At 58.6% G+C, this 23,249-nt stretch carries 11 protein-coding genes; all 11 read right to left on the reverse strand.

From position 1 onward, the window contains the following. Positions 1–38: 38 nt before the first annotated feature. A complete protein-coding gene (locus tag AAIH70_RS26750) occupies positions 39–863 on the reverse strand; it encodes an MBL fold metallo-hydrolase (RefSeq protein ID WP_132280013.1) in 825 nt (274 codons plus the stop codon). A gap of 53 nt (positions 864–916) precedes the next feature. After that, positions 917–1,939, reverse strand: a complete 1,023-nt coding sequence (locus AAIH70_RS26755) for a sugar phosphate isomerase/epimerase family protein (RefSeq protein ID WP_132280016.1) — start codon at positions 1,937–1,939, stop codon at positions 917–919. An 84-nt stretch (positions 1,940–2,023) separates the two neighbouring features. Beyond that, complete coding sequence (iolE, locus tag AAIH70_RS26760) at positions 2,024–2,962, reverse strand: myo-inosose-2 dehydratase (RefSeq protein WP_132280019.1); 939 nt, start codon at positions 2,960–2,962, stop codon at positions 2,024–2,026. A gap of 39 nt (positions 2,963–3,001) precedes the next feature. Then, positions 3,002–3,484: a hypothetical protein gene (locus tag AAIH70_RS26765; protein ID WP_132280022.1), complete on the reverse strand. Its 483-nt coding sequence runs from the start codon at positions 3,482–3,484 to the stop codon at positions 3,002–3,004. Next, positions 3,481–4,602 (reverse strand): ferritin-like domain-containing protein, encoded by a 1,122-nt coding sequence (locus AAIH70_RS26770; RefSeq protein ID WP_132280025.1) that lies wholly within the window; start codon positions 4,600–4,602, stop codon positions 3,481–3,483. The genes AAIH70_RS26765 and AAIH70_RS26770 overlap by 4 nt, the downstream gene beginning before the upstream one ends. 86 nt (positions 4,603–4,688) lie before the next feature. Beyond that, positions 4,689–6,563: a GMC oxidoreductase gene (locus AAIH70_RS26775; protein ID WP_132280028.1), complete on the reverse strand. Its 1,875-nt coding sequence runs from the start codon at positions 6,561–6,563 to the stop codon at positions 4,689–4,691. A gap of 181 nt (positions 6,564–6,744) precedes the next feature. Then, complete coding sequence (locus tag AAIH70_RS26780; RefSeq protein ID WP_132280031.1) at positions 6,745–8,187, reverse strand: glycoside hydrolase family 15 protein; 1,443 nt, start codon at positions 8,185–8,187, stop codon at positions 6,745–6,747. Between the two features lie 1,131 nt (positions 8,188–9,318). Continuing rightward, on the reverse strand, positions 9,319–18,540 hold the full coding sequence (locus AAIH70_RS26785) for a malectin domain-containing carbohydrate-binding protein (protein ID WP_430036741.1): 9,222 nt from the start codon (positions 18,538–18,540) through the stop codon (positions 9,319–9,321). A gap of 88 nt (positions 18,541–18,628) precedes the next feature. Beyond that, a complete protein-coding gene (locus AAIH70_RS26790) occupies positions 18,629–20,143 on the reverse strand; it encodes an HlyD family type I secretion periplasmic adaptor subunit (RefSeq protein WP_132280037.1) in 1,515 nt (504 codons plus the stop codon). Positions 20,144–20,146: 3 nt separating this feature from the next. Next, positions 20,147–21,880: a type I secretion system permease/ATPase gene (locus tag AAIH70_RS26795; RefSeq protein ID WP_132280040.1), complete on the reverse strand. Its 1,734-nt coding sequence runs from the start codon at positions 21,878–21,880 to the stop codon at positions 20,147–20,149. Next, positions 21,877–23,124, reverse strand: coding sequence for an O-antigen ligase family protein (locus tag AAIH70_RS26800; RefSeq protein ID WP_132280043.1), 1,248 nt, complete (start codon positions 23,122–23,124; stop codon positions 21,877–21,879). The genes AAIH70_RS26795 and AAIH70_RS26800 overlap by 4 nt, the downstream gene beginning before the upstream one ends. Positions 23,125–23,249 lie beyond the last annotated feature (125 nt).

Genomic DNA, 23,249 nt, shown 5'->3' on the forward strand with positions numbered 1-23,249 from the left:
GCATGTCATCACCGCAAAACCGCTGGCCGCGGCATGCGTCAGAACTGGCGCGCGTTGCCGAAAAGGCGCGGCATGTAAATGTTGAAAATCGCCGGGCATTTTCGCTCGGGATAATGTGCGATCATGAAGTGCTTGAAATCGTCGTTCACGAGTCCCGTGCCGACCGCATCCATGGCGACGGTCAGATACTCTATATTCCGCGCCACTTCGTTTCTGTCGGCCGGCACTCCGTGCCCTGCAAGGAACAGATCGAAATCGCCCAGCAGGATTTTCTGCAGAACCTTGATCCAGTGTTCCATGGTCTGGGTGAGATAGAGATGGGTGCCGCTGTAAATCAGATCCTGCAGGATGATCACACCGAGATCGGGAAGCGCGATGGTGAGCAGAAAATCGATCTCCGTATCCACCACCTGGTCGAAGACATATCTGACCCCGTCGATCGTCTCCTCTCCGGCAGATACGACCTCTTGCGGCATCGGCACGCTGTCAGGTGCGAGATTGCCCATTTTCCAGTGGTCCGCAAGCGACGTTGCCCCATCCTGCTTGAGAAATTCGATCGTTTCGGCGAGCGCATACATCGGAATGTCGCAGAATGCTGCAGCCAGACCAAACCAGTGATCCGGATGACGGTGGGACAGGTAGATCCGGTCGATAGGCTTGCCGAGACTGTCGGCATAAGCCCTGAATTTCAATGCGTACGGAACGAGAAACTGCCCGTCGATGAGAACCAGCTTGTTCTCGCTTTCGATGATGTGCGTCGCATTGGCGATGTTGTCTTGCGTATATGCGGAAATGAAGGTGTGAAGCCGCACCCCGCCCACGCGTCGGGCGATGATGATCGGATCAGGCAATTGCGTTACCATGAACGTATCTCCCTCTTTCGAAAATCCGAGCTTTGGCGCAAGCCGTTCACCTATCACGGCTTGACCGAGGAACCGTGCGCGGTGAGCTTGTCCTGCAATGTCTTCAGGCCGATGAGCGCAACGTCATAGGCGCTGTCGCGGCCTTTCTCCGGCGCATCTTCGCCCGGCCGCCAGAACCGCCTGCGTGTCATCCTCATCGAACTTTCGAAAGGCGGGATCGCGTTGAAGACTTCGACCAGATAAGGTCCGGCATAGGCCGGCTCGATCTCGCCGAGCATGATGTCCCAGGGGATCCAGCAATCCTGTATAGCGCCACGGTCCGGGGCCGAAATATGGATGTAATTGAGCTGGTTCCTGGCGATCGCCCGCGCCACATTGCTCCTGAAGACCGCAGGCCCCTGGCTTTCCATCACCACCTGAGCGGTATCGATCGTCACGCCGCAGGCCGGTATATTGTGGGCATCCAGAAAATCCAGAGCATCCGAAACCATGGTCGTGCCGGGCGTTTCCCAGTTCTTCACCGGCTCGATCGCGAGCGTCACCTTTTTCCGATGCGCATAATCGGCCAGTTCGCGAAAGATCGGAGCCGCCGCCGCATAACGTGGCTTCAGCCAGTCCTGAAGTGCGTCGCTCCAGATGCCGTCTCCGGAATCGGTCGTCGGAAAGACACCGTATGGATAGAGGAACGGGCCGGACATGATTGATCCGTCTCCACCCAATGCCCAGGTGATATCGACACGCGATTTCAGATAATCCAGCGCTTGCCGACGTTGCTGTTCATAGGGTGAGGTCGGATCGAAGGTGCGGGTCGTTCCGACATTGGTCGTGAACTTCTTGTCCTTGAAACCGGCCTTGTCGAAAGCAGCCTTCAGGCGGCGATAGCTGGCAAGTTCGACGGCATGGTCCAGCCCGGCCGGCCCGCTGGCGATATGCAGATCGAAGCCGGTATAGCCCATGTCGCTCAGGGCCCGCAGATGCCCGATCAGGATCTGGGTATAGGCCGTATCGTCCGGCTTCAGGTCTGCCGTGAACATGAAGAAGCTGAAATAGATCTCTCGGGTGTATGGCGCCGTCATCGTCATCGCTCCAGCTGTGGGAATGCTTTGAAACATGACCGATCCGGGGAACCATTGTGGATCGGCCTCAATGTCCTGGATGCGCTACCAACCGAGCAATTTGTGCAGATAGGCCCGGCCCATCTTTGCGTATTGCAACGGATTGGCCTTGGCTGGATCCTGCTCCGCTTCGACGCAGATCCAACCGGCGAAATCTGCGGCGGCCAGGGCATCGAGGATTTGCGGAAAGGTCTGGATGGAACCGTCTCCGGGCACCGTGAAAATGCCGGCTTCGATGCCCTGCTGGAATGACAGCCCCTTGGCATGGATGGCCGCGACCACGTCAGCGCGGATGTCCTTCAGGTGAACATGTTTGATACGTTTGCCATAACGTTTTGCCAGCGCCAGCGGATCGGCTCCGGCCGCAGCCTGATGCGCGGTATCCAGAAGCATGTTGACCAGCGCCGGATCCGTCTCATCCATCAGCCGGTGGATCGCTTCCGTCTTCATCACGCCGGTGCCCAGATGCGGGTGATAGCAGAGCCGCCGCTTCCGCGCCTTGGCCTTCGCGCCCGCCTCATGCAGACCTTCGATCAGACGTTTCCATTGATCATCTGAAAAGTCCGGGCAATTTGGAAACAGCGCGATGGGCTGGGGATTGGCGGCACCGCCAAATTCCGCGACCACCAGATCGGCCCGCCGCGGATCGTTGCTTCCGCCTTCCATCGCCTCCAGAAAATCCAGCTGGGCATCGACATTGTCGAGCGTATGCTGCTTCATCGCCTTGATGGTGAAATAGGTGCTGACCCAGGGCTCGGAAATCCGCAAGCCCCGCAATTCCAGCGCCGGCCGCAAAATCTTCGGGTCGGTCGGATATTTGTGACCCACCCCGCAGCCGACATAACCGGCAAGCGCCATTTCGCTCAGGGCCTGCTCATAGGGGATGCCGATATCGATATTGATGAAATCGTCATTCCACCAGAGTGTGGGGATGACACCGAGCCAGACCTTGTCGGGCGTCAGGCGATGCAGGTTCTTTTCCATGACAATTCTCCAGTTTTTTGGCGGCAAACGGGAAGGGCATCAGACTTCGAACGCGGAACCGAGAAATGACGGAATGACGGGCGGCGCGGCCCAGGAGCCATAACCGGGCGCTTTGGCACCGGCCGGATGGGCACCGATCGCCTTCCACAACAGTCCCTCGACATAGGAGTCGGGAGAAATGACAAAATCCCGGTTGGCGGGCCTTGGTCCAAATCGCTGGGTCCAGCTGGATGGCAGTTCGAACCAGCGGCCTGAATACCAAAGCTTGATCAGTGCGCGGGCAACGTCCCCAAGAAGTTCATTTCCCAGCACTGTCAGGCGCAGTGCCTTGGCGCGGCCACCGTCATTCGATGACGGCAGTCCGCGGAAAGCCGCCAGCAAGGCATCGGTCGTTTCCTTGCCGACAACCGTGTCGAGCGTGTCGAGATAACGTTCCGCCAGTCCCGTTCCCAAAAGATCGAAATGAGAGAAGGCCGTCAGTTCGGTAGAGAGGTCGAGAAAGGTTTCAAGACGGCTGCTCATGCGCCGACCTCCACCTTCTGGCCGACCGGCGAGGGAGCACTGTCGCCGCCGATCTCATAGGTCGGACTGCCGTTGACACCGGGTCGCCCCGGCAAAGGATTGCGGATGAGCTCGACGATCATGTTGCGGAACTCGAACATCATCGGCACGGCTTCCAGCAACAGGTTCGGCTTGCCGTTATAGGCGCGCGTCAGAAGGCCGAGGAATTCGCCATAACGGCGATTGAACGCGATCGCTGCATCGCGCAACTGCGACCCCGCCTCGATCTGCGCAACCTTGAGATTTGTCGCGATCGGATAGGCGCCATCCCAGTCGACCGTCAGCTCGGGCCCGGTCGGATGCCCCGGCTTGTCGCCTTTCTGGTAATAGCGGCCCTTGAACAATTCCTGAAACCGGAAGAAATGCGCCAGTTCGTGGTCGTCATCGTCATAGATCGTGTCGCCCTCGCCCTCCCCCTGTTCGGTAACCAGTTCGATGGCGTCGAGGGCGGTCTCGAGGTCGTAAACCGGAAACAGTTCACCGCCACCGGAATAATAATATTCCGAGGTGATCTGCCTTGATCGGTCACCGGTGAAGATCGTCTTTCCAGACTGCCTCGCCTGTTCTTCCAGATCCTTGATGCCCTCGGCGATATAGGAATAGAACTCGCCGATGCTGTAAAAATGCAGGTTCTCATTGCTCGGGTGGGCCCCCAGCATCGTTCCATTCGGCACAGCCTTGCGGCGGATCAGTGCATTGCCCGCCTGCAGATTATCAGGCCGCTCGGCGGGCCGTTCGATTTTCAGAAACGTCTCCAGCGCCTGCCGGCCGAAAGCCTGGATGCCGACTTCGAAGTCGGTTTCCCCGTCCGGCAGATAGGCCGGATAATTGGCCACGAAGCCGGCTCGGGTGAGATCCGGCTTGCCGCCGATGGCATTGAGGATATTGGCTGCAATGGTGAGATGCAGCATCTCTTCCACGACGATCACACGCAGGATCTGTGCCGCGTCCTGATTGATGCCGGGCCGGATCGAATAGAGCGCCGTCAGATAGGGAGGAATGGTGGCATGTTCGAGCTGCATTGCCCGGTAGAGAAACTCCTTCAGTTCGGGAAGCGTTTTGATCCTGTTGTTATCCATGCTCAAGCTCCGTGAAATGGTTCTCGTGGCGGTCAGGTGGCTTTCATTCAGGCGCATGCCGCCGTGCGGCAGCAGCCGCCCGTGCTTCAGTGCAGGCGTTTGAGGATGTCTCGGCCGGTGCGAAAGCACATTGCCGCCAGCGTCAACGTGACATTGGCCGTGCCGATCGTCGGCATGCTTCCGCCGCCCACGAGATAGAGGTTTTCATGGTCCCAGCTACGCTGGTTCTTGTTGACCACCGAGTTGTTTTTGTTCGTCCCCATAATGTGGGTGCCGGCCAGATGATTGCCGCCACGTATGGCATAGCCCTCTCCCTCATAGGCCACATAACCGTAATCGCTGAGGTCGTATTCCGTGTGATCCTCGGCACCGAGGCGCGCAAACACCGTGCGGGAAAAATGGCGGGCATAGGCAGCACCCCGCATGGTGTATTCCGGAACGGTGAAGGAGAGGATCGGCCGCATGTTGCCCAGTTGATCCGTATATTGCGGATCCACCGTGATGCGGTTGCTTTCGACCGGCATGACCTCCAGCATGACTGCCAGCAACAGCTGCCGCGACACGCGATCGATCACGCCGCGCCGAAGATCCGCGCCATAAAGGTTGCGGTCGTCCACCAGTTCCATCAGGTCGGAGGTCGGGGCACCCGTTGCCCAGCCCCATCCATCGTTGTGAATATCGATGGCAAAAGCGGCCTGTTTTTCCCGGAACGGGCCATCGCGCAGATCGACGATGCCACCTGTCGAACTGGTGCCGCGCATCGTGCCGCAGATCTGCGGCATCAGCGCCCAGTTCAGGAGATAGGCATGATCCATGAGATTGCGCCCGACCAGACCGCTGGTGCTGGGCAGGCCGGAAGCCAGCATCAGACGCGCCGTCTCGATGGCACCGCCAGACAGAACGAACACTTTGCTCCTGACGGTGATCGTCTCGTGTGCCCCGGAAGAAGGATCCTTGTAAACCTTCACCTCCAGCGCTTCGACCTTGCCGCTGTCCGGATCGATCACAACCCGGGAGGCGACGGCCTGCGACAGCAATGTGACCCGTGACGGCCCACTTTTGCCGGTATTGGTCGAGAATGCCTTGGCCAGCGTCTTGCCGGAATGATACCGCGCCTGCACGGGACAGAGCGGCACGCAATTGGTATTGCCCTGACAGCGCCCGCCCTCCTCGACCTGATGCGTATCGACGGCACCGACCGGACGGTAGCCCCTGCCACCATCATAGGCCGGATTGGGTATGCCGTTGCGCCCTTGCGGATAGGGCCTGACCTTCAACGGATAGTTTTTCCCGTAAAGCTCGACGCTGGAACCCTCGATACCCTCATTGACCTGCTGGTCCAGGTAAGACAGCGGCAATCCGCGCATGGGAAAGACATATCCGTCGGGAAACGTCTGGCCCAGATAAGTCTGGTCCTCTACATCCGCCGACACACCAATTTCCCGCTCGGCGAAGCGATAATCCTTTTCCACCTCCTCGAAGCTCAGCGGCCAGTCGAGCCCCTGGCCGAACAGGCTGCGCGACCGGAAGTCTGATGCCAGCATGCGTGGCGTCTTTGCTTCCCAATGCATGGTGGTGCCGCCAAAGATACGGGTATAGGTCGTGTCGCTGACATAGGGGCCGGATTGCACCATATACGATGAACTGTCGGTGTCACCCGCGTGCAGCTTGCGTAATTGCGGACTGCGGGGCATGGCCGCATTTGCATTCACCGGAAATGGCGATTGATTGTCTTTCGTTGCAGCGGAATAAAAATTCGTCAGCAGATCGTCGTATCCCGCCAGCGTGCGGTTTGCACCGGTTCCGGCTTCCAGAAGAAGGACGCGCTTGCCGGCTTCTGCGGCCTGCCTGCAAATGATCGCTCCGGATATGCCGGTTCCGACGATGACGATATCATAATCGTCGGAACCATCGACGGTCGTCGGATCGGCCCTCACGGCCGATTCAGGTGGGAACAGCACTCCAAAATCCTCCATCATTCCCGGATGACTGCAGCGGCAGGCCATACGGAGCCACGTTGAAACACGACCATGCCCGGCCGGCTTCCTTGCTTTGGAAACGCCACTGTTACTCAATCCGGGAGCCGGCCGTTGGTTTGTTGGTCACGAAGGAAACATAGACGCGGCAGCCAGGCCCGACCGCCTATGTGGCGGCAGATGCCAGACTGCGAGAGGACTTTGCTTTGGCTTTGCCCGGATCAGCCGGCTTGGCGGCCTGGGCAATACCGGAGCGGGCACGCACGGCCGACAGGAATGCCGCATAACTCCAGGTCAGATTGCGCACGCTCTTCTCGTAACCGGACGTGCCGTCGAACTGCTCGCTCAACTCGTAGTGGTCACTGTGATAGACGATGGCACGCAGCATCGCGTCGGAGGAACTGCGGAGTGCGGAAGCAGCATCGGCAGGCGAAGTGGAGCCATCGATCGACAGCCCTGCGAAAAACGGCTTTGAAAGATCATCCAGCGGGATGGCACCCCGCGCCTCGATGGCATTGGCAAGACGGTACTGAAACTCGGCAAAATTGGCCGTGCATAGCGCCCATGGATGGCCGCCGGTCACGGGAAAAGCCACGTCACCGTCATAATGGTCACCGGGGTAACGTCCGAACAGCGGGCCAAGTCCCTTGCCGGCATCGGCACCGTTGATCGGATAGAAGGTCGAAATCGACGGATCGGCCCACTGGCTTTTGAGAATGGCGGCGGTCGCCAGTATTTTCGTATCGGTCGGATCGATACCGCCATAACAGACCGAGCATATGATATCGATATTGGCGTCATATCCAGGCTGCGCCGCGGCGTCGAGAATGCTCACATAGAGCTGGCCGTTCCAATGCGTGGCAAGCTGAGCTTCCAGCCAGGAAATGGCATCTGCAACGCCTGCGGGAACAGAAACACCGATCGAATTGCTGGAAATTTCGCGAAAAAAGCGCAGTTGTACGGCTCTGGCGAAGAAGGAATATCCAACATATTCCTCCCACAGGTTGGCGGTCATGTTCTGGTAGACCTGCAAAAGGTAGGAAAGATTGGTTTCGATCAGTCGCTTTGCCAGCGGCTGGGTGGCGCTGTCTAGTTGATCGTAGGCGATCAGCAAGGCGATCGATTGTATGGCGGGGCCATCATTCTGTTCAGACCACGGGCGGACCTCGCCGGACACAGTGAAACAGGCATGACCGAGCGTGACACTCGCCGAGCTTTTGGCGTTGTTCTGACAGATAGAAGCGAAACTGACATAGTCCAGGAGAGTAGGTACCCCACCTCCGCTGACGGGAGGGAGATTTGCGAAGGCGATCTCGATAGCCGTGATAGCTCCGTCGCGCACCCAGTTGAACACGTAGTCCTGATCAACCCCCGGCGTATTGGCCGGATAGGAAGGCGCGGCAATGACACAGCCCGCTTTTGAAAACACATCAGGGCTGACAGGGTCCTCGATCACATAACCGTCACTGGTGACGTTCCGCAACATCCGCAACAGAAAATAGCGTGACAATGCAACCAGATCTGTCTGGGCAAATGCGGGTTTCGGCGTAATCGGAGGCGCAGTCGATCCCATCGCCTGACCAATGCCCTTGGCGTGCGTCTCTGTCATTGCAGACTCCAAATTCTGTTGCTTCTTGCTGATCGAGAGAGGAGAAAACGCGGTTTTCCTTTGGGCCGCACGCAACGTCGGCCCCTATAGGCGGATACTGTTCACGGTGGCTTCCATGCCGACGTCGACGAACGTGACCCAGCAGCAGCAAGACTGTTGCAAACGGCTCAAAATTCGACTCAGGCACCAACTATTGGTTGTTCTGTGCGGAGAATTTTACTCGTGCGAACGACCGACAAACTGAACTCAACGATGGAATCGGCCGAGACGGCCGTGCCCCGTCTCTTCTGGAAAAGCCCCCCACGGGTGTCTTGATCTACTTTGCTACATCTCGCCGTCAGGAACTTATACAGGTCTCCCAACCTGCTACATTACCGCCTTCAACATATACTCTAAATTGATTTAATGTAAGATAATGCAACCAAATGGAGAAAGTCAACATGTGACTGTGTATTATTTTTTCATAAGAAACGAGCTGGTTGCCCGTCCTCCACACGGCATGATGCGCTGATCCACGAAATCAGCCGAGGAAGCCTATAAAAATCCAGGATGGGGGCCAATTGGCTGCGACGTCGTCTAAATAGCTCGCGGCGGCTTACCTTGCTTGCTTCACCGACATCGAACGCATGCCGCTTTAACCGGATTTTGGCCGAACTGACAGCCAAACGCGGCAAGCCCGAGCAGTCGATGATCGATGGCGCCCATTTGAAAGCCCATCGTACCGCAGCCACTCTGCCAGATCGGTTCATTGCTAGATGGAAACGGTTTTGGCGGCGCTGGTTTTCATCGGGCCAGTGGCGATTGGCGAAGTGCATACCCGAAGATAGGCTCGAGCCGATCGCCGCGGATCCCGAGAGAAGTGCATCACGGCTGTTCGCCAATGATTTCACACCACCAAAGGCGATATATTGTCATTTTCAATTCACACCATCGGCAAGAATAATTTCGCCTTTTCCCTTGTGGCTGAGCTGAACGTGTATGAAGCGCTGCGTGCCGTTATCGGGTGTCAGCCGTTCAACTGCACCGATCCTTAAACCGGGCGACATCAAAATCTGTCGGTCAAGCCGATCGACGTATTGATGTTCAGATCATCGATGCAGTTCGTTTAGCGCCTGACAGCACTCCTGAGCCTCAAAGATCGAAATGGTGTGCCAGATGCGTGTCTGCCATATCGGTAATATCGCTTGGTAACGTTTCATGTCCTGCCCACAGGATATCCGGCACCTCCTGATCCACCGGATTTGACTGGGTGATATGGAGATAGTCCTCCACGTTGTCGTCGAACGTTGAGGGCGCATAATCACGCGCGAAAAAGGCGCGGTTCGCCGCATCGACATAGGTGATCGCCAATTCCGGTCCGCTGCGGTTTCCACCTGCAGCCTCGATGTAACGCGTGCCGCCGGTGCCCTCGACCTTGACCGTGATGACGTCGCCCGCCACCAGCCCGTCGGTAACAATGAGATCGTTCAGCTGGTCGGCAAGATCGATCCCCACGGTAATCTTCTGCCCGTCGGTCCAGCTTCCACCCGCCTGCCAGATATCGCGCTCCGGCAGATAGCTCCGGTTGGTCACGCCGGTGGTGATGGGCGCACCGTTCAACTGGCTTTCTACCGAGAAGGTCAACGCCGTGTTTGTCGTCGTATGAGACCTGTCGGAGATCCAGCTGATGATGGCGCTTTCGATGAATGCGCCCGATGACAGATCGATGCCGGCAGGAACGGTGAACTGGATACCGATGATACGGTTGGTTTCCAGATCGACGCTCGACGCAAACGACCCCTGCTCCAGATCGCCGCTGGCGCCGTTGACGGATGCGATGAAGGTCGAGCCTGTCGGATCGTCGGACGGATCGTTGGTCACCACCAGACCAAAGGTCCTGACCATCGACAAGCCACCGCTATCCGTCGCCGTCACAGCCACGTTTGTGGCTGCGGCCAGCTCATGATCGAGTGCGATATTGGATCTGAGCTTCAGCTGATTACCGATAATCTCGAAGCGGGAATCGTCGGTGGTGAAGATGTGGTTGTCCGCGATATTGGCATCCACGGCAGTAAGCGTGCCGATCACCGCGCCGGCGCTATTTTCCGTGACGCTCAGCAGACCGGAAAGATTGATATCCGTCGGCGCAACGTTGGCGGCAACCACCGGGCTGCCGTTATTGACGAGATAGATGGGATCCGTGACTGCGCCGATCGGCAGACTGCCATTGTCCGGATCGATGACGGCAGCAACGAACCCAAGCTGCAACTGGTCATAATCAGGTATGCCGGCATTGCCGTTCGGCGCGCTGCCATAATTGAAAAGGCTGGAAATATCGATCGACCCGCCAGCCGGGATGACGATGTCGACCGTCTGGAAATCGGCAGCATTGCTGGCTGCGAAATCATGTGCCGCCAGTCGCTGCGCCACCAAAGCATCCACGGTGATCGACCCGTTCGCCAAAAGCTTGGACGAATTCACGGGATCGAAGCCACGTGTCATGATCACCCTGACCGTTTCTCCGACAGGACCGGAAACGATGACCTGAGGCAGCGTTCCCCCGTAGGTTCCGTTTTCACCGTCCTCGTAACCGTTGACGCTCAGGTGAGCGATCGGCAACGGTCCCTGTTGCTGGGTGATCAGCGCCTGAGCGCCCGCCTGGCTGCCGTCCCCCATCAACTGGCCGGTTGCCATCGTTCCGTCGGAGAACATGATCGTGACGCGCGCGCCGATCAGTTCGGCACCGGAGACCCCACCGACATCCCAGCCCGGGACGGAGGTTCCATCAACGGTGCTCTTCAGCAGGCCGGCAATGGAATTCGGATCCATATCGCCGCTGAAACCCACGCTTTCGCCGATCTGGAAGCCGTTCTGGTTGCCGGAGAACTTGAGAAGAAGCCCCCGGAAGCCGCCGCCCGCTCCCTTGGCCGAATCCGAATAGACATTGTTGTAAAGAGGATCCGGCAGTCCAGGATCACGCGCCGCATAGAAGAAATGCTGGTAGGTGCTGGGAAGAATGGCTCCGGTTGCCTGGTTGGTCTGAAAGGCGAAATCCTTGGTGATCTGGTCGCCGCCTGAACCATCGGCGTCGAACACGCTGTCGCTGTAGAGTGCCGAGCGCACGTCGAGGAACACTCCGGCGATTTTTTTGTCGCCAACATTCTGCAGCATGAACGAATTGCCGCCGTAGTTGGACGTCTGCACATTGGTGCCGCCCGCAAGGATCTTCAAAACAGCAGCACCACTAGCCGTGCCTGAATAGACATCGGTTTTGACGATATCCGTTTGCGTCGACAGGATGCTGGCCGCATCTGGCTGCGGCGGGGCCTGATATCCGCCTTCGATGATCTTGAAGTCGTCCGCCGACCACGTGAACGCATCTCCGCCGAAATGCGTCGAAGTGACCCCGACACCCACGGCCGTGCCGCCATCGCGTAACGCTGCCGACAGCGCCGGATCGAGTGTCAAGGTACCGACCGTTGTCGGGCCACCTCCGGGGATCACGTTGCCGGCCGTATCGAGAAGCGTAATCGTCGCTGTGGCGGTTGATGTCGTGCCCTGCGTGGTGACGGCGAGTTGCAATTTGGCGGACGCGAAATCCGCCAGAACATGACCGTTTGCGAAGGCCGGTTTCAGTGCGAGACCGGAATTTTGCGAAAATTCGATATTCGCACCCGGCGAACCGAAAACGAATTTTACGAAGGCATCGCTATGCAGGCTGACTTGCAAACCGAGCTGTTCGTAATTGTTGGGTACTTCACCGGTGTTGAAATACGGATTGTCGAACTGTGCCTCGACGGTGAAGGACGCGTTGCGGATGCCGACCTGATAGCCGTTCTGCGGCGTATTGGCCGAGCCCGTATCACCATTGGTGGTGGTGACATGTAATTTGCCGCCGGACACTACGCCGGAGCCTGTATCCTCCGCCTTGAAAGCGGGGTTACTGCTTGCCATCACTCCCGTGAAACCGCTCTGGTAAGGCGTGCCGGCGACGTTGAAATCAAGCAACAGGCTGGCACCCGCGGCAAGCGTGACGCCGTGGCCATCGTCATCACTGTCATAGGCCAGCATGTCATCGCCATTCAGCACACCATCGCCATCGATGTCGCCATCGCTCTGGTTGATAATGCCGTCACCATCGAAATCTTCGGAAGGTCCCGTCCCGATACCGGGACCTTCAGGGAAGTCGAGGGCAAAACTCTGGGGCGCAACCGCGGCGCTGGCATTTGCCGGCGTGGCATTGTCCGATACCGCCCCGGATGCGAGCTGCACGCTGTAGATACCATCACTCCATCCGCCGGCAGGCGGCTGGAACGTGTAGAGTGCAGTGGATGTTTCTGTATCATAGCTGACGGCGGGGCTGCCTGCACTCGAAGGCCCGGTCACCACGATATCGGATGCATCGACGCTTGCGGCATTGATACCGCTTGCGTCCTGATAGACCACGGCAACAACAAGAGCGGCGTCCTCGGATGCCGGCGCCGTGTAGCTGAGGCTGGCGACAGGGCCCTGATCATCGATTGCAGGCATGTTGTGGAGCGCGATTGCGGCGATCTGAGCATTGTCGACACTCGCCGGCATCGTCAGCTTGATGACGCCATTGGCATCCGAAGTGACGATAACGTCCCTGTCGAAGGCGGAATGCAGACCGGCCTGAGCGGTCAGGTCGAGATTGTCGAGGATGATCTGGCCATTGGCGAGGACGTCGAATACGCGCTTGCCCGCAGTCGAGTTCAGATACCAGATCTCCACGAATTTAAGGGTGAGCACATACTGCGTATTGGCCTCGAGGTTGCTGATCGCATACGAAAACTCGGTGCTTTTTCCGCCATACCGCGCTGTCGTGTACAGCGAGGCATCAAGCGGTCCGGCAGCGTTGGTGATCGGTGCGACCGTGTCTCCGAAAAGACCGTCCGAAATCTTGTGCGAGCCAATCCACGCGGTGCCGTCCGTACCGATATCCTCGTCGGCCTGATAGGTGATGCCGTCCTCTGTCGTCACAGCACCGCCGTTGAAATTGACGGCCAGTACCAGCGTTCCCTTGTCGAGGTCACCCGGTGGCGGAATATTGGGGAAGTCGAGTGTGAAGGCCTGCGTGAGACCAGCGGTATTGGTATTGGCCGGCGTAGAGGTGTCGGACACCGACCCTGCCGCGAGCTGGACGCTGTATCCCCCCTCTCCCCAGCCACCGGCCGGCGGCTGAAACGTATACACGGCCACGGCGGTCGCCGCATTGTAGCTGACGGTGACACTGCTGGCCGTTGCACCGGTCAGAAGGATATCGCTTGCATCGATGCTCGACGAATTGACGCCGCTATCATCGTGGTAGGTAACGGTCACAACCAACGGCGCATCGGCATTCTGGGGCAAATTGTGGGAAAGAACGGCCGTCGGCCCCTGATTGTCGATGCCGGGAAGATTGTGGATGGCGATGGCAGCGATCTGGGCATTGTCGACGCTTGCCGGCATCGTCAGCTTGATCACACCATTGGCGTCGGAGGTGACGATCACGTCCTTGTCGAAGGCGACGTGCAGACCTGCTTCGGTGACGAGGTCGAGGTCGTCAAGGACCACGACATTGTTGACGATTACATCGAAAACGCGTTTGCCGGGTGTCGAATTCAGATGCCAGATCTCGGCGAATTTCATCGTCAGCACGTATTGGGTGTTGGCGGCAAGATTGCTGATCACATACGAGAATTCGGTGTTTTTTCCGCCGTAGCGCGCCGTATTGTAAAGTGACGCATCAAGTGGCCCCTCGGCGTTCGTGGTCGGCGCCAGCGTGTCGCCGAACTGACCGTCGGAGATCTTGTGCGAGCCGATCCAGGCTGTTCCATCCGTACTGTTGTCCTCGTCGGCCTGATAGGTAATGCCATCTTCGGTGGTGACCGCTCCGCCGTTGAAATTGACGGCCATGACCAGCGACCCCTTGTCCAGTTCCGGCTGCGGACTGTTTGGAAAGTCGAGGTTGAAATTGACGGGAGTTCCGGCAAGGCTTTCATTGCCGGCGGCCGACCCGTCAGCCACGGCTCCGGCCGCCAGTTGCACGCTGTAAGCGCCATCTGTCCAGCCACCAGCCGGCGGCATGAACGTGTAGATGGCCGTTGATGTCAGCGGATCGAAACTGACTGTAACGGAACTCGCGGTCGCTCCCGTCAGCACAATATCGGACACGTCGACAGTCGTCGCGTCGATGCCGTTTGCGTCCCGATAGACGACAGTGACCACAAGTGCCTCATCGGCACTGTCGGGCACATCATGCGTCATCACAGCCGTTGGGCCCTGGTCCGCGGGTTCGGGGGCCTTGTGAAGCGCAATTGCTGCTATCTGCGCATTATCGGCCGTCACCGGCATGGTGATCTTGATGACGCCATTGGCGTCGGACGTGACCAGCACATCCTTGTCGAAAGCGATGTGCATGCCGGCGCGCGCCATCAGGTCAAGATTGTCTATCACCAGCGCATTGTTGACCAGCACGTCGAAAACGCGTTTGCCGGGCGTCGAGTGCAGATACCAGATTTCTGCGAATTTGAGTGTCAGCACATACTGGGTGTTCGCCTCCAGCTGGCTGATCGTATAGGAAAAATCGGTCGCCTTGCCGCCATAGCGCGCCGTCTTGTAGATCTCGGCCTCCATCGGCCCCTCGACATTGGTAATCGGGCTGACCGTATCGCCGAACTGGCCATCGACATATTTGTAGGAGCCGAGCCATGCTGTTCCGTCGTTGTTGTTGTCGTCGTCGGCCTGATAGGTGATACCGTCTTCGGCAGTGATCGCCCCGCCATTGAAGTTGACGGCAAGAACAAAAGCGCCGCGATCCAGGACCTCGTCCGGCGTGCCGAATGGAGCGCTGGCGACCGTCAGGATGACCGGATTGCCGGCGGCATCGGATGCAGCCCCTGCAGCGACGGTGAAGGAATAATTGCCTTGTACCCATCCGCCGGATGTCGAACCAAATGAGTAGACGGCAGTTACCGTCTTGCCGTCCGCAGAAATGCTCTTCTGGAAGTCGAGCAACTCGTTGGAGCTTGGCCCGGACATGATGAGATCGTTTTCGCCGATGCTGTCGAGGTTCATCGCTATCGTGTCGGTGAACACGACCGTCGCCACGAACTGCGCATCTCCAGCCGGCGCCGATTGCACATCGATCGTCACCACCGGTGGTGTCGTGTCGCCGCTCAGATCCTTCTGCTCGCCGGTGATGATGATGTTTTCCCAGTCGGCGGCAAATGTCTCGGACGCCTCGATCTCGCGGATGATGAAACCGGAAACCTTTGCCTGACCGGTTACCGACTCGAATTCGATATCCAGCGTCGAGTTTCCATCATTGGCCCGCTCCTGAACCTCGTAGCTCAGGAGCAGTTCCTTGGCAGCACCGCCGCTCAGCTCGTATATGTCCAGAAGGCCGTCAGGAGATCCGGGAATGGTGACATACTGGCCTTCGATCTTGATCCGGAAGAGACGCGCATCAGGCCCGCCCGCACCGCCACCCGGTGCCCCGTAGAAAATCTCCGCCATGTAGAGATCGATATCGAACAGGCCGCCCTCGCTGACGGGAACCGCATACCCCCAGGTCCCGGTCTGCGATCGTTCGGACTGGTGCAGCACATCAAGCTCGGTGCCGTCTATGTTGAAGGGTGCAGGCTCGAAGCTGCGGTAACCTGTTCCGGTGATCCAGCCGTTGGCGGCACCCCCCGGCTTATCCGAAAGGAAGGTCACGCTCTCACCGCCAACTATGGCAGTGTAGTCGTTTCCACCGGCATTGACGGCAGCGACGACGTTATTCTGGAGAGCCTCGGCGGACGAATTGGAGGCAAGAATACCGACGGCAAGCGCCGATGGAACGGTCCCGCCGGATTTCAGGTCGAGTTCGTTCGTACCTGTCAGGGCGGCGAGTGCAGTGCCTTCCAGCTGCACGGTTTCGATCGTGCCGCCGAACGCTGCTTCGGTAAAGGTCTGGCCACCGCTGGTATAGGTCCAGTGCGGTGTCACGATGCCTGTTGCCGTATCGAATTCCAGGGAAACCTTGATGGAATCGGTGGATGTCGCCGATGCGAGCGCATCGATGCGGTAAAACGCCGTGCCTTGCCCATTAGGCTGAAACGGCCGTTCGAATTCCCAGGCAACTTCGATGCCGGTCGTGCCGTCCGGCAGCTTCACCGCCGCGATATAGACGAAATTGTCCATATCGCCCGAACCGGCAAACATGCCCTGCACCAGTTTGGCGCCAGCCGGCACGCCGGCAATCTCGTCGAAGAAGCTGTCCATCAGCGTCGACACGGTGAAGATGCCGGTATCGGCACCGGGCGTTACGCCGAACTGGTAGGCACCGCGCTGCGTATCGTCGAACGGATTTCCGGCTTCGACGCGCTTGATCTGAAAGGCGCCGGGCGCTCCGCCTGCAATCAGGTTCTCGTTGTCATAAAAAGATTCCGGCAGGCCGGTGCCATCCGTCATGATGCCGGTAAAACCGATATCAAAGCCATTATAGAGGCCGGATGCACCATCGAAAAAGTCGGGGCGATCGTTGGGAAGCGGCGCACCCGAGATAAACTCCCAGACCAGCGTCTCGTTGCCGTTGATGACATTGGCCATGCCATTGGTCGGATCGGCGGCGAACGGGTCGAACGTATCCTCGACATCATCGAGGTCGCGATCGGTCGGATCCGGCGTGATGCCGGTTCCGGCTTCCGGATCGAGAATGAAAATCTTGTCCGATCCGTGGGTCGCAATCCAGATCGTTCCCGCGAAGATCTCGTTGTTTCCCTGGGTCGTCACATCCAACGGATTGCCACCTATACCGCGCGTTTCGGTGGAGATGACGCGGCCTTCGGCATCGAGATTGAGGGCTGTCAGATTGCCGTTGAAGGAAACCGTCAGCAGTGCGTGTTGCAGCTCGTCGCCGCTCCATGTGTATTCGGTCAATCCGTTGGTCGAGCTGGCGATCGAATGGAGCGAGCCGTCGAATGGCAGATTGCCGTCATTGGGCTTCGGCGACAGGTAGATGGCCTGTCGCGGATCGATGAACTCGTTGCCCTCGGCATCGGAGCCGACGATGTCTCCCCAGTTGGCGATCATCGGCCCGAGATCCACCGGCCCGGTCGCAGACACGACCAGTGCGCCGTTGACGATCGTCAACGGTTGTCCGGCCTCGTTATAGAGATAGAGCCCGGCCTGCGTGCCATAAGCGCGCGTGACGTTCGGATGGCCGCCGTAATAACCCAGCCCCTGAGCGAAATAGAGCTGCGTGTTGTAAGGTGTGCCATCGATATAGCTATTGGTCAGCCCATCGGCGATGTTCGTATCGATGAGATGCAGCTGGTCGGGCTTGCTGACGCCTATATTGCCGGGATTGGCCGCATCATGAAGCGTCACCGCAGGGCCGTTGTCCGGGATGCCGTCCTTGTTGAGATCGACGATCAGTTCGCCATTGGCATTGACCGGCATGCCGCCCCAGCTGGCATTGGGGCCATTATCATAGGTGTATAGCTTGCCGTCTTGGGTGATGACGATGTCATAGGCATTACGATAACCGGGCGAGAAGATCTTCACCGTGCCGGACGTGTCGTAGATCGCCTGATTGAGCCCGTCATTGCCGCCGAAAGGGTCGCCTCCTGCAATGCCATTACCGGAAATATCCTTGCCGTTGACGTCGTTCGGCCGTGTCGGATCATCGAGCGTGGGGAGATCGAAGACGTAGGACTGCGGCGCATAACCGGGAGGCGCATAGGTCTTCAACCCTTGCGCTTCGAGATCGGCAATCTTTTCCAGGTCGATCGAGACGATTGCGCCGGAATAATAATATTCGTTTGTGTGCGAGAAATTGTTGCCCTGCGCACCACTATTGGTGATCCCGCCCACCGCAACCAGCAGTGTCGGCACGCCGTTGATCTCCGTCAGCTGCATGCCATTTGCCGCATGGTTCTCCTCCGAGCGCGGCAGCCCGCGCACGATATCGACCTTGACCCATCCCGTGTCTGTCAACGTCAGGCGAGAGATGATGCTGGAATTGGTATCGAGATCGGAATCGTCACCGCTGCTGCCGCCGGCAATGCGACTGTCGGACGAGGACACGTAGAGAACCATCTGCCCCAAGGCATTGGTGGTGGTGACGACGCCCGTGACTTCACGCTCGTTTATGTCGGCAGCGATCGTGCCATCGTCATTGTGGTTCGGCATCGTCTTGACGAGCGTGATGATCTCCTCGTCCACAACCGCATACCCGCCATCGACTTTCTTCGCGATTTCAAGGGCCTTGATCAAGCCATCCTGCTGCGTGACATAGAGGCGGCCGTCAGCACCGAATTCGACAGACGTCGGATTGTTGATCGATACGCCTTCGAGGGCATACTGGGTGAAATCACTGAGTGCCATGGTCGTTGCTCCCGTTGGGAATGCCGGCGAAACGTCCGACGTCGTCATGCACGTGTGAATGCTGTCTAAAGCTGCGGGATCGCGCCGATCAGGTTTCCCTGAAACTGCGATGTATGGAATTCAGCAACGGGCGCAGGAGATAGTCCATTGCCGTCCGCTCGCCGGTCAGGATGAAGATTTCCGCCGGCATGCCTGGCAGGAGCTGAAGATTTGCGCTGATCGCCAGAATGTCGGATGGATCGACATCGACCTTGGCCAGGAAATAATGCTGACCTGTTCGCTCGTCCAAAAGGCTGTCTGCGGAAACGGAGCGCAAGGTACCGTGAATCTGCGGCATGTTGCGTTGTGCGTAGGCAGACAGCACCACCTTGGCCTTCATGCCGGCATGAACGAGGTCGATGTCCATGGGATTGATCCGTGCATCAAGGACGACCCGGCCATCCATCGGCACGATTTCGAGGATGACTTCACCCGGCTTGATAACGCCCGCCTCCGTTGTCACACGCACATTCATCACCACACCCGAGATCGGAGCAACGATGGAGGTTCGGCCCACCACGTCCAGCACGGCCGGTATCTTGCGGCGCAGCACAGCGAGCTCGGCCTGAACCGTGGCAAATTCCTCCTCGGTTTTTTCCTTCTCCTGATTGCGGGTGGCTTCAAGCTCCATCGCGGCAATCCGCATGGATTGGGTGGCGGAAGCGATCTGGCCGCCATTGGAGGCCATCTCGCCACGCAGTTCCGCCTGCATCCGCTGCAGTTCAAGAAGCCGTGGCAGACGTTCAAGACCGCGCGAGACCAGAGACTGGGCATTGCCAATCTCCCGCCCGATCAGTTCCAGCTGCACCTGTTGCGCCTGATCCAGAGACTGAAACCCAGAGATACGGGCCTGCAATTCCTCGATCTGACCGGCAAGCAGACGTTGGCGCGACAGGTGCCGTTCGGTTTGGCTGAGCAACAGGCTCTGCTGTGCCGCAACGGATCGGGCAAGCTGAGCCGGATCGAGCAGGTCTTGCGAGACGGGTGAACTGACGGCAACGGCGTTCACGCGTTCGGCCTGTATTCTCGCCTCGACGGCAAGGTAATAGGCCATCCGCTCCCTCAGTTCCGCCAGTTCCGCCTTCGCCTTCGTATCCTCAAGTGTCACCAGAGGCTCACCCCTGGTGACGATTTGTCCCTCCCGGACATGGATACGCTGGATAATGCCGCCTTCGAAATGCTGTACGGCCTTGCGGCTGCCCTCCGGGCTGACGACGCCGGGCGCCATGGCGGCTCCGGCCATCGGTATTGCAACAGCGAGCAACCCACCGATGCCGAAGAACAGGCCGATCGTTATCCAGCCCAGCCGACGCGAGCTTTTGATGGCGTCATCCAGCGACATTTCCGTGCCTTCAGGAGAACGTGGCAGTGCGCTCGTCCATAAAATAACGGCAGCGATAAACATCACCACCAGCAGGCAGATCACCATCGTCGCCGGATCATGACGAATGCCGGCGAAAAACGCGCCCAGAGAGCTTTGCCAGCCATCGAAATGCAATAGCGCTTTATCCATGAGGGTCTTGATAGAAGTCGTCTCGTTTTGAGGACCGTGTGTCTGTTCCATGACCTAATCCGCCTTTGCATCGCTTAGGGTTGCGAAGGGATGCGTGGCGCTGCCGGCGTCGTATGAGGATGCCGGCAGGCCTACGGCGAGATCCCGCAAAACCTCGCTGCGGGGCCCCTGCGCTTGAACAATACCATCGCGCAAGACGATCAGCGTGTCGGCCGTTCGCAAGGCACTCGGCTGGTGAGCGACGATCAGGATAGTCTTTCCAAGCCGCTTGAGTTCCAGAAGTGCCTTGCGGAGAGCCTCTTCGCCCTGCCCGTCGAGATTGGAATTCGGCTCGTCCAGCACGATCAGAGCCGGATTACCATAAAGGGCACGGGCAAGTGCTATCCGCTGCCTTTGACCTCCGGACAGTCTGTGCCCGTGCAGGCCGACATCGGTTTCGTATCCGTCCGGCAGCCGCAGGATCATCTCATGCACGTCAGCCATCTGCGCGGCGCGCATCACCGCTTGTGGATCCCCCTGCCCCATGCGCGCGATATTGTCCGCGATCGTGCCTGCGAACAGTTTCGGTTCCTGCGGCAGATAGCCGATGTGCTGGCCAAGTTCGTCGGGGTCCCAGGATGCAACGTCGGCGCCGTCCAGGCGAACGTGCCCACTCGTCGCCGTCCAGGCGCCAACGATCAGTCTGCACAGTGTCGATTTTCCGGAGCCGGAAGTTCCGATCAGACCACAGGTTGTCCCGACCTCCACCACAAAATCCACACGACGGAGAACCGGCTCGATTGCCCCGTGCGTAACATGGCGCACGGCCTCCACAGTGAGGCGCCCCTTCGGCACAGGCAGCTGCGTCCTCTTTCTCTCCTCCGGCACCGCTTCGAACAGCGCGGTAAGGTTGCGCCGTGCCTTGCAGGCAGAAACCCAATGCCGCCATGCGCCGAGCGCCCGTTCCACCGGAGAAAGCGCACGCCCGAGAAGAATGGAAGCGGCGATCATTCCGCCGGATGTCAGTTCGCCCGCCAGAACCAGATAGGCGCCGACGCACATGATCAGGATTTGCAATGCCATCCGCAGGGTTTTGGTCACGGCGGAAATTCGCTCGGTGATTTCCTGGGCGCCATGCGAACTGGCGTGAACCTGCTGCTGCATCCTCCGCCAGCGCTGAAGCATGTTCGAGATCATACCCAACGGCCTGACGATCTCGGCCTGTTCGACGATTTCCAGCGCCTGCTGCTGCAGGAAACGTTGCTCGCCTGCCGCACGCACGGATTTCTGGCGTGTCAGTATTTCGTTGAGGATGGCAAGCCCGAGCAGCAATGCCGCCCCCGCCAGCGTCAACGCCCCCAGCATCGGGTGCATGAGCCAAAGGATGGCGATGAAAAATGGCATCCAAGGCGCATCGAGAAAGGCCAGCATTGCTTCGCCGCCGATAAACGCACGCAGGTCCGCCAAGTCGGCAGTACTGGCCTCGCTCTTGAAACCCGCCAGCTTCGCATGGACACAACGGCCGATCACGGTCGTCGCAAGGCGCTCCTCCATCCATGCTCCGGCCAAGGCCAGCATCCTGCGGCGGGCATGGTCGATCAGTCCCATCGCGAGCAGGCCGGCGATGGCGGCGACGGTCAGCCACAGCAGCGTGTCATGCGAGCCCGTCGACAGGATGCGATCGAAAACCTGCATCATGTAGATGCTGCTGATCAGCGCCAGGAGGTTGGAGGCGGTGCTGAATACCATCAGCGATAGCGTTTGCGCCTTTAGCCCCTGCATGCATTTGGAATAAGCAGTGACAGTCATGTGCCGGTCGCTTTCCCGGTGAACGGCGGCGGCGTCATGCGTCTGCGCGCAGCATCCAACGTTGCTCGCCTGGAGGAAGCGGTCGGGCCAGCTTTGCCAGCCTGCTCCTGTCCGCTGATCAGCAGGATCAGTGTCATCAGGATAGAAAGCTTGCCGCCGTAAATGACGCTCATCAGGCTGCAAGATACCCCATAGATCGCCATGAACAGCGTGTATGAGATCCGCCTGGTGCGGAAAGAGATGGAAAGGCCGCGAGACAGCAGCGCGATGACAAAACCCAGCATCAGCAGTGAGCCGATATAGCCGGTCTCGAAATAGGTTTGCAGCAGTGAATTGTGCGCGCTGGTGGGTCGATAATGCCCCCAGAGCCAGTCAAAGGTGGATGACGAAAACGACGCGAAGCCGTAACCCGTCCAGCCCTGCAGGTCGGCCGCAGACCACGTCTCCTGCCAGATCTTCAATCGGCCCGAAAATGTCAGGTCACTTTCGGTCGCAAACACCGCCCTCGATATTTCCTGCCCATACAGATAAATGAGGAAGACACTTGCGCCGATGCCGAAAATTGCGGTGTAGCGCAGCCATCGTTGAGGCGCAGCAAACGCGCAACAGGCAGCCAATGTGAGCATGAGCGCCGCCGTCGGCGACCGGGCCTGCGACAGATACAATGTTGCAACGATGACAGCGACGCAGCCGCCGAACACCGGCCGTGTGAGCCTGCCTCGCAGCTTCGGAAGATCGCCATTGATGAAGGCAACGACGAGCAGGCCGACAGCAACTGCCGCAAGCATTCCCAGCCGCAACTGATGTTCAAATACTCCCCGCAGCTCTGCTGCTCCGGTCGATGAAAATGGCTGTATGGCGAAGTCGGCATCAAAAAGGTAAGCGGCGACGGAGAAGGTTGATATGATCGCGGCAACCACAAAAACGATATGCAGCGTATTCGTCAGCGGCGGCTGCCTGAGGACAAGCAGCGAGGCCCATACAATCGTGGCCAAGCCAACCTGGAAGATGGTTTCCACTGGGGCTGGCGAATAAAGGACGGAAAAGGCGGCCCACAGCAGATAAAGGATCATCCAGTAATCCGCCGCAGTAAGCACAAAGCGGGCTTCGAGACGCCACAGGCCTGTCCTGAACACCAAAAGGCATATGACGGCAAACACGATGTTGCCAAGTTTTATGCCGACGTCGAATTGGTGGATTTCAAGCAGAAGCGAGGCAATCACGATCGTTGCCGTGCCGCTCATCCATATGCTTGCGCCCGTCTCGTCTCGGGCAGCTATGGTCGCCGTATCTGCTCTTGCTGCAAGGGGCTGCAATGTCTCGTCCAATCTTTAGGCACGCCGATCACCGCGCAGCCTGGAAGCAGCGG

It is taken from the genome of Neorhizobium sp. BT27B (assembly GCF_050455485.1).
Classification (GTDB): domain Bacteria; phylum Pseudomonadota; class Alphaproteobacteria; order Rhizobiales; family Rhizobiaceae; genus Neorhizobium.